At 74.6% G+C, this 7,558-nt stretch carries 8 protein-coding genes; 6 read left to right on the top strand and 2 right to left on the bottom strand.

Annotated elements, in window-relative coordinates; translation table 11 throughout:
• The 4 genes from E2C05_RS26040 to E2C05_RS26025 all read left to right on the top strand — a co-directional run.
• Positions 1 to 1,518: hydrogenase 4 subunit F (locus E2C05_RS26040; RefSeq protein ID WP_338045197.1), on the top strand; the 1,518-nt coding region annotated here is incomplete at its 5' end.
• Positions 1,515 to 3,023: a hydrogenase large subunit gene (locus tag E2C05_RS26035; protein WP_133222574.1), complete on the top strand. Its 1,509-nt coding sequence runs from the start codon at positions 1,515 to 1,517 to the stop codon at positions 3,021 to 3,023. The genes E2C05_RS26040 and E2C05_RS26035, both read left to right, overlap by 4 nt.
• A complete protein-coding gene (locus E2C05_RS26030) occupies positions 3,020 to 3,391 on the top strand; it encodes a glyoxalase superfamily protein (RefSeq protein ID WP_240046894.1) in 372 nt (123 codons plus the stop codon). The genes E2C05_RS26035 and E2C05_RS26030 overlap by 4 nt, the downstream gene beginning before the upstream one ends.
• The gene (locus tag E2C05_RS26025) at positions 3,391 to 3,924 is read left to right on the top strand and encodes an NADH-quinone oxidoreductase subunit B family protein (RefSeq protein ID WP_133222573.1); all 534 of its coding nucleotides are present in this window, start codon (positions 3,391 to 3,393) and stop codon (positions 3,922 to 3,924) included. Before E2C05_RS26030 ends, E2C05_RS26025 begins: the two co-directional genes overlap by 1 nt.
• A 232-nt stretch (positions 3,925 to 4,156) precedes the next feature.
• Here E2C05_RS26025 and E2C05_RS26020 read toward each other — a convergent pair whose 3' ends face one another.
• Both E2C05_RS26020 and E2C05_RS33385 read right to left on the bottom strand, forming a co-directional pair.
• A complete protein-coding gene (locus E2C05_RS26020) occupies positions 4,157 to 5,506 on the bottom strand; it encodes an amidase (RefSeq protein WP_133222572.1) in 1,350 nt (449 codons plus the stop codon).
• Between the two features lie 145 nt (positions 5,507 to 5,651).
• Entirely contained in the window at positions 5,652 to 5,813 is a 162-nt protein-coding gene (locus tag E2C05_RS33385) for a hypothetical protein (protein ID WP_158292372.1), read from the bottom strand.
• 121 nt (positions 5,814 to 5,934) lie between these two features.
• On the opposite strand from E2C05_RS33385, the gene E2C05_RS26015 reads away from it, so the two are divergent.
• Positions 5,935 to 6,642, top strand: coding sequence for a GntR family transcriptional regulator (locus E2C05_RS26015; protein WP_133222571.1), 708 nt, complete (start codon positions 5,935 to 5,937; stop codon positions 6,640 to 6,642).
• A partial coding sequence (locus E2C05_RS26010; RefSeq protein WP_133222570.1) for a dihydrodipicolinate synthase family protein occupies positions 6,639 to 7,558 on the top strand: 920 nt, incomplete at its 3' end. The genes E2C05_RS26015 and E2C05_RS26010, both read left to right, overlap by 4 nt.

Below are 7,558 nucleotides of genomic sequence, written 5' to 3'. Positions count from 1 at the left end.
CCGCGAAGCCGGGCCGCCCGCCGGGCGGTGCCGGCGACCGGGGGCGGCCGCGCGCCAGCGCGGGCGCGCCGCGACGTGATGCCGCTCTCCTGGGCGCTGGTCTTCCTGCCCTGGGCGGGCGCGCTGCTGCTGGCGGCGATGCGGCGGGAAAGGCCGGCGGCGCTGCTGAACATCGCCGTCTCCGCCGCCAGCCTGCTGCTCGCCCTCGGCCTGCTGGCGCATCCCGGCGGCAACCAGGGCTGGACGCATGTCGATGCGCTGAACGTGCCGCTGGTCGTCCTCTCCTTCGTCATCGGCCTGACCACCGCCGTCTTCTCGCTCGGCGCCGTCGCGGCCGAGCGGTTCGATCCGCTGCGGCTGCGCGCCTACCATGTCGCCTTCCAGGTCTTCATGGGCGCCCAGGCGCTCGCCCTGCTGGCCGACAACATGGGCGTCATGTGGGTGGCGGTGGAGATCGCCACGCTGGCCAGCGTGCTGATCGTCGCGGTCCACGGCACCCCGCCGGCGATCGAGGCGGCGTGGAAGCTGTTCATCCTCTGCGGCGTCGGCATCGCCCTGGCGCTGTTCGGCACCATCGTGCTGTACCTGGCGGCGCAGCCGGTGGTCGGGCATGGCGATGACGGGCTGTCCTGGGCGGTGCTGCGCGGCCTGGCGGCGCGCTGCGACCCCGGCGTGCTGAACCTCGCCTTCGTCTTCCTGCTGGTGGGCTACGGCACCAAGGCCGGCCTCGTCCCGCTGCATGCCTGGCTGCCGGATGCCGAGGCGGAGGGGCCGATCGCCATCTCCGCCGTGCTGTCCGGCCTGCTGCTGAATGCCGCGCTGCATGCGGTGGTGCGGGCCAAGGCGATCATCGCCGCGCATCCCGGCACCGTGCCGCCAGGGCCCTTCCTGGTCGCCTTCGGCCTCGCCTCCCTGCTGCTGGCGGCCTTCGCGCTGTGGCGGCGGCGGGATGCGCGACGGCTGTTCGCCTGGTCCAGCATCGAGCACATGGGGCTGGCCGCCATCGCCTTCGGGATGGGCGGCGCCACCGCGAACCTGGCGGGGCTGCTGCACATGCTGGGCCATTCGCTCTGCAAGTCGGCGGTGTTCTTCGGCATCGGCCATGCGGCGCAGGTGAAGGGCTCGCAGAAGATCGCGGATATCGGCGGGCTGGCGGTGACGCGGCCGGCGCTGGGCTGGGGCCTGGCGCTGGCCATCGCCGCGGTCGCCGGCCTGCCGCCCTTCGCGCTCTTCGCCAGCGAATTCCTGCTGCTGACCGAAGCGGCGGCGATGCGGCCCTGGCTGATCCTGCCGCTCGGGATCGGGCTGCTGGTGGCGGCGGCCGGCCTCGTGCAGGCGCTGCAGGCGCTCTGCCTCGGCGACCCGACGCCGGATGCGGCGGACCCGCCCGCAGCGCTGGCGGCGCGGACCGCGCTCGGCGCGCTCTGGCTGCATCTCGGCCTCGCCTTGATGCTGGGCGTGGCGCTGCCGGCCTCGCTCTCCGCCCTGCTGGCCGCCGGCGCGCAGGTGCCGGGATGACCGCCTTCGATCTCATCCGCCGCGGGGCCCCGCAGGATTGCCGCCCCTGGACCCGCTTCCTGCTGACCCGGCCGCAATGGGGCGCGCTGGCCGAGGCGCTGGCGGCCGACCCGGCGCCCGAGCTCATGGCGCTCTGGGCCGAGCCGGCGATGATCCATGCCGCCTTCCGCAGCCCGGCGGAGGGCGGGTTGCTGCTCGCCTCATGCCCCGCCGCCGACGGGCGCTTCCCCGCCCTCTCGCCCGCCCGCCCCGGCGCGGTGCGGTTCGAGCGGATGCTGCACGACCTCTGGGGCCATGTGGCGGAAGGCGCGGTCGATCTCCGCCCCTGGCTGGACCATGGCCGCTGGCCGGCGACCGCGCCGCTCTCGACGCGCCCGGGCGCCCCGCCCTTCCCGGTGCCGCAGCCGGAATTCCTGCCCGTGGAGGGCGAGGGCGTGCACCAGATCCCGGTCGGGCCCGTGCATGCCGGCATCATCGAGCCGGGGCATTTCCGCTTCCACGTCCAGGGGGAGGCAGTGGCGCGGCTGGAGGCGCGGCTGGGCTACCTGCACAAGGGCCATATCGGCCTGATGCTGGGCAAGCCGGCCCGCGCCGCCGCGCGCTTCGCCGCCCGCCTGTCCGGCGACACCACCATCGCCCATGCCTGGGCCTTCGCGATGGCGGTGGAGCGCGCGCTGGGCGTCGCGCCGCCGCCGCGCGCGGTGGCGCTGCGGGCGGTGATGTGCGAGCTGGAGCGGCTGCACAACCACCTGAACGACTGGGGCTTCGTCTGCAACGACGCCGCCTTCGCCTATCCGCATGCCCGCTGCGGCGCGCTGCGGGAAGGCGTGCTGCGCGCCTGCCAGGCGGGGTTCGGCCACCGCCTCATGATGGACCGCATCGTGCCCGGCGGCGTGACGGACGACCTGGCGCCGGGCGGCGCCGAGGCGATCCTGGCCGTGATCGCGGTGGTGCAGGCGGAGCTGCCGGCGCTGCTGCGGATCTACGACTCGCATGCCAGCCTGCAGGACCGCGTGGTGGGCACCGGCATCGTCGCGCCGGACCTGGTCGCCCGCTTCGCGGCCGGCGGCCATGTCGGCCGCGCCAGCGGCCGCGGCTTCGACGCGCGGGAGGCGATTCCCTACCCGCCCTATGACGCCTGGCCGCCGGAGGTGCCGCTGCTGGAGACCGGCGACGTCGATGCCCGCGTGCGCGTGCGCATCGCCGAGATCGGGGAGAGCATCCGCCTGGTCCGCACCCTGCTGGCCGACCTGCCGGCGGGGGAGCTGGCCGTGCCGCTGCCGCAGCGCGCCGGGGAAGGCGTCGGGCTGGTGGAGGGCTTCCGCGGCGACTGCCTGCACTGGGTGATGCTGGACGAGGGCGGCGTGGTCCGCGCCGTCTTCCCGCGCGACCCGTCCTGGCTGCAATGGCCGCTGCTGGAAGCGGCGATCGAGGGCAACATCGTCGCCGACTTCCCGCTCTGCAACAAGAGCTTCAACTGCTCCTACAGCGGGGTCGACCTGTGACGCCGCGCTTCGAGGCCACGATCCCGATCCTCCGCATCTTCGACCTGGCGAAGGCGCGGGAATTCTACGGGGACTTCCTCGGCATGGCCTGGGACTGGGAGCACCGCTTCGCGCCCGACCTGCCGGTCTTTGCCCAGGTCTCGCGCGGCGGGCTGCTGCTGTTCCTGAGCGAGCATTTCGGCGATGGCATCCCGGGCACGCGCGTGCTGCTGCGGATGCGCGGGCTGGATGCGCTGCAGGCGGAGCTGCTGGCGAAGCAGTACCGCCACGCCCGGCCGGGGATCGAGGACCGGCCCTGGGGCTGGCGCGACATGCCCATCGCCGACCCCTTCGGCAATGTCCTGGTCTTCACCGAGGAGATGGGCTGATGCTCTGGCCCCGCCTGGCGCGCGCCCTGGTCCGCCCGCCGCTGACCGACCCGGCGCCCGCCGTCTCGGCCGATGTGGTGCAGGCCCTGGCCGAGCGGCTGGACGCCACCGCCCAGGCGAGGCTGGGCCGCAGCCTGGCGATCCGCCAGGTGGATGCCGGCAGCTGCAATGGCTGCGAGCTGGAGATCAACGCGCTCAACAACGTGGTCTACGACCTGGAGCGATTCGGGCTGCGCTTCGTCGCGTCCCCCCGCCATGCCGATGTGCTGCTGGTGACGGGGCCGCTGACCCGCAACATGCGGGAGGCGCTGCTGCGCACCCGCGCCTGCACGCCCGACCCCTGCTTCGTGGTGGCGGTGGGCGACTGCGCGGTGGATGGCGGCGTCTTCAAGGGCAGCTATGCCGTGGAGGGCGGGATCGCCGCCGCCCTGCCGGTCGATTTGGTGATCCCCGGCTGCCCGCCGACGCCGACGCAATTGCTGGAAGGGCTGTTGGCGCTGCTGGACGCGCAGGCGACGGCGAAGACGCGCTGAAAAAGAAAGCGGGCCGGCCGGATAAGGATCCAGCCGGCCCGTTGGCGGCCTGAGAGGCTGCCAGTCTGGCGACAGCTTGCCGGGAAATAGCTGTCGCCGAACGCCGTCCGTCCGAACCCTGGAAGGGCATCAGGACGACAAGCGGAGCATCGCCCAGCCAGCCTCAACGGGAGATGTGAGCGGCCTTACAATACGGCAATGCAGCGGTGGCGCGGGGGCGTGGCACTGCCGCTCAACGCTCCGCCAGCGCCGCCTCCACCGCCGCCGCCACGCCGAACAGCGCGGCATCGCCCATGGTCTCGCCGGTCAGCATCAGGCCGACCGGCGCCTCGCCCGGCCGCTGGATCGGCAGGCTGATGCTGCAGCGGTCGAGGAAATTGCCCACCGCCGTGTTCCGCAGCAGCAGCAGGTTGATGCGGTTATACGCCTCCTCCGGCTCCACCGCGGCGATGGCGGGCGGGATGATCGGGCAGGTCGGCGTCACCACCGCGTCGAAATCCGCGGTGCGCTTCGCCACCGCGGCGACCAGCCGGGCACGGTGCCCCGCCAGGTCGATGTAGTCGGCGGCCGACATCCGCTCCCCCCGCCGGATGCGGGCCAGGATGCGCGGGTCGTATTGGCCGCCCTTCGCCGCGACCAGGTGGCGATGCCAGGCCCAGGCCTCGCTGGCGGCGAAGCCGCCCGCGGCGTTCACCGCCGGCAATTCGGCAAGCTCGGGGATGTCGAACAGGTCGATCCGCGCGCCGGCCGCGGCCAGCCGGGCCAGCGCCCGGTGGAAGGCGTTGGCGACCTGCGCATCCATGTCCTCGGTCAGGAAGGTGCCGCGCGGCAGGCCCAGCCGCAGCCCCGCCACCGGGCGATGCGGCAGGGCCGGCGGGTCCTCCGCCCCGCTGATCACCGCATCCAGCAGGTGGCAGCAGGCGACGCTGCGGGCCAGCGGCCCGACCGAATCGAGCGAGGGGGCCAGCGGCAGCACGCCGGCGATCGGCACCCGCCGCGCGGTCGGCTTGTACCCCACCACGCCGCACAGGGCGGCCGGCACCCGGCAGGACCCGCCGGTATCGGTGCCGAGGCCGCCGAAGCCCATATGGTCCGCCGCCGCCACCGCGGCGCCGGAGGAACTGCCGCCCGGCAGCCGCCCGGTCTTGCGGTCCCAGGGGCTGCGCGGCGTGCCGTAATGCGGGTTCACGCCCAGGCCGCTGAAGGCGAATTCCGTCATGTTGGTGCGGCCGAGCACGACGAAGCCGAGGCGCTTCAGCCGCGCCACCACCGGCGCATCCGCCGCCGCCGGGGGCGCGTCCCGCAGCACCACAGACCCGGCGGGCGTGGGGTGCCCGTGCTCGTCGAACAGGTCCTTCACCGTGATGGGGATGCCGGCCCAGGGGCTGGGCGCGCGGCCGGCATGGCGCAGCGCATCCATCGCCTGCGCCTGGGCCCGCGCGGCCGCCGCATGCACGGCGGTGAAGGCGCGGGCACCCTCCCCCGCCGGGTCGGCGATGCGGTCCAGCGCGGCGTCGGTCAGGCTGGCGGCGGAGATGCGGCCGGCGGCGAGCGCGGCCGCGGCATCGGCGATGTGCTGCATGCCGCGATGCTGGCCGGGGCGCGGCGCGGCGACAAGAGCGCGGCGCCCGGCCGCGCGGGGCCGCCGGCCGGGTCGAGGGGTTGCCCGACCCCAAGGCGGGAGAAACCGGAGGGAGGGAGGCGGGCCGCCCGCGCTCCCGTTGCGCTCAGCCCTCCGCGGCGTCGTCGTTGGCGGGCGGGAATTGCTCGATGCGCTCGGCCGCCGCCTCGAACATCAGGGCGCCGAACATCCATCCTTCCAGCAGCATGAAGCCGTCCTCGGCCGTATCCTCGGCGCCGGGGGCGCCGGTCCTGCCATCCTCGCTCATGCCGCCTCTCCGCGCTGCGCGTCGCTGGTGGTTCTCCACCGCCGGACGTCGCAGGGCCAGCGCTGTTCCGCCCGCTAGCGGTGTTTTCATCGCCGCTGCCATCTGCTATGGCAGATGCAGAATGAGCGCAGCCGCACCGCACCCGGTCGCCAGGCTCGCCGAGGAGGATACGTTGTCGCTGGCCGAGCGGGCCTTCCGCCGGCTGCGCGATGCCATCGTCCAGGGCGCCCTTCCCGCCGGCAGCCGCATCTCCGAACGCAGCCTCGCGGCCTCGCTCGGCATCTCCGCCCAGCCGGTGCGGGAAGCGCTGCGGCGGCTGGAACAGGACGGCATGGTGGTGACCCTGCCGCGCCGCGGCACGGTCGTCGCCGATTTCGGGCCGGACCGGCAGGCGGAGATGGGCCGCATCCGCGCCGCGCTGGAAGGCGCCGCCGCCGCCCTGGCGGCGCAGCGCGCCGATGCCGCGGCGCTGGATGCCCTGGCCGCGCAGCTGGCGGCGATGCAGGCCGCGACCGCCGCCGCGGCGCCCGAGCAGGTGTCGGAGGCGAATGAGCGCTTCCACGGCCTGATCCACCAGGCGACGGGCAATGCCTTCCTCATCCGCTCCCTCGCCGCGCTGCGCGCCTTCGACCATTTCGGCCGCGTCCGCGCCCTGAACGCCACGCCGCAGGAATTGCCGCGGGCGCTGCGGGAGCATGCCGGCATCCTCGCCGCGCTGCAGGCGCGCGACCCCGACCTGGCCGAGGCCAGGATGCGCGCGCATGTCCTGCGCTCGCTCGCGGTCGGCGGCCTGCTGCCCCCCGCGCCGAGAAGGAAGCGCTCCGCATGACCCTGCCCCTGGACCGCCTGCGCACGGCGCTGACCGGCATCTCCGGCATCCTTGTCACGCCCATGGATGCCGAGGACCGGATCGCGCCGCAGCGCCTCGCGCCCATCATCGCCCGCGCCGCCGCGGCGGGGGTGGAGGCGCTGACCGTCAACGGCAATACCGGCGAGTTCTTCGGCCTGACCTTCGCCGAAGCCGAGCGCATGCAGGCCGAGGTGCCGGCGCTGGTCGCCGGCCGTGCGGCGGTGGTGGCCGGCATCGGCCGGAGCCTGCCGGAGGCCTGCGCCCTGGCCCGTCGCGCCCGGGCGGACGGCGCCGACGCCGTGATGGTGCATCAGCCGCCGGATCCCTTCGTCGCGCCGCGCGGCATCGTCGCCTATGTGGCGAAGGTCGCGGAGGCGGCCGGGCTGCCGGTGGTGGTGTATCTCCGCAATGACGGCATCGGCCTGCCGGCGATCGAGGCGCTGTGCAGGGTGCCAGGCGTGGTCGGGGTGAAATGGGCGACGCCGAACGTCATGGTCCTCGCCCAGGCCATCCGCCGCGCCGGGCCCGGGATCGGCTTCATCTGCGGCCTGGCGGAGCCCTGGGCGCCGCCGATGACGGCGCTGGGCACTGCGGGCTTCACCTCCGGCCTCATCAACCTCGCCCCCGACCGTTCGGTCGCCATCCTGCGGGCGCTGCGGGACGGCGACTTCGCCCGGGCGAATGCCGGCATCGCCGCCATCGCGGCCTTCGAGGCGCTGCGGGCGGAGGAGCAGAACGGCGCCAATGTCGCGGTGGTCAAGGCGGCGCTCGCCCTCTCCGGCCTCGATGTCGGGGCGGCGCGGCCGCCCGCCGCCTGGCCGCTGCCGCCCGGGTCCGCCGCCGCGTTGCGCGACCTGCTGGCCGGCTGGGGCCTGCTGGCGCGCCAGGCGGCGGC

Origin of the sequence: Paracraurococcus ruber, assembly GCF_004353985.1 — a bacterium.
GTDB classification, from domain to species: Bacteria; Pseudomonadota; Alphaproteobacteria; order Acetobacterales; family Acetobacteraceae; genus Paracraurococcus; species Paracraurococcus ruber.
Note: the sequence above shows the minus strand (reverse complement) of the source record. Positions and strands in the feature narration are given on the sequence as shown.

Bases quoted from the DNA above. Each gene is read 5' to 3' on its own strand.
- E2C05_RS26035 (WP_133222574.1), top strand. From the start codon at position 1,515: ATGACCGCCTTCGATCTCATCCGCCGCGGGGCCCCGCAGGATTGCCGC.
- E2C05_RS26020 (WP_133222572.1), bottom strand. From the start codon at position 5,506: ATGCAGCACATCGCCGATGCCGCGGCCGCGCTCGCCGCCGGCCGCATC.
- E2C05_RS26025 (WP_133222573.1), top strand. From the start codon at position 3,391: ATGCTCTGGCCCCGCCTGGCGCGCGCCCTGGTCCGCCCGCCGCTGACC.
- E2C05_RS26015 (WP_133222571.1), top strand. From the start codon at position 5,935: ATGAGCGCAGCCGCACCGCACCCGGTCGCCAGGCTCGCCGAGGAGGAT.
- E2C05_RS33385 (WP_158292372.1), bottom strand. From the start codon at position 5,813: ATGAGCGAGGATGGCAGGACCGGCGCCCCCGGCGCCGAGGATACGGCC.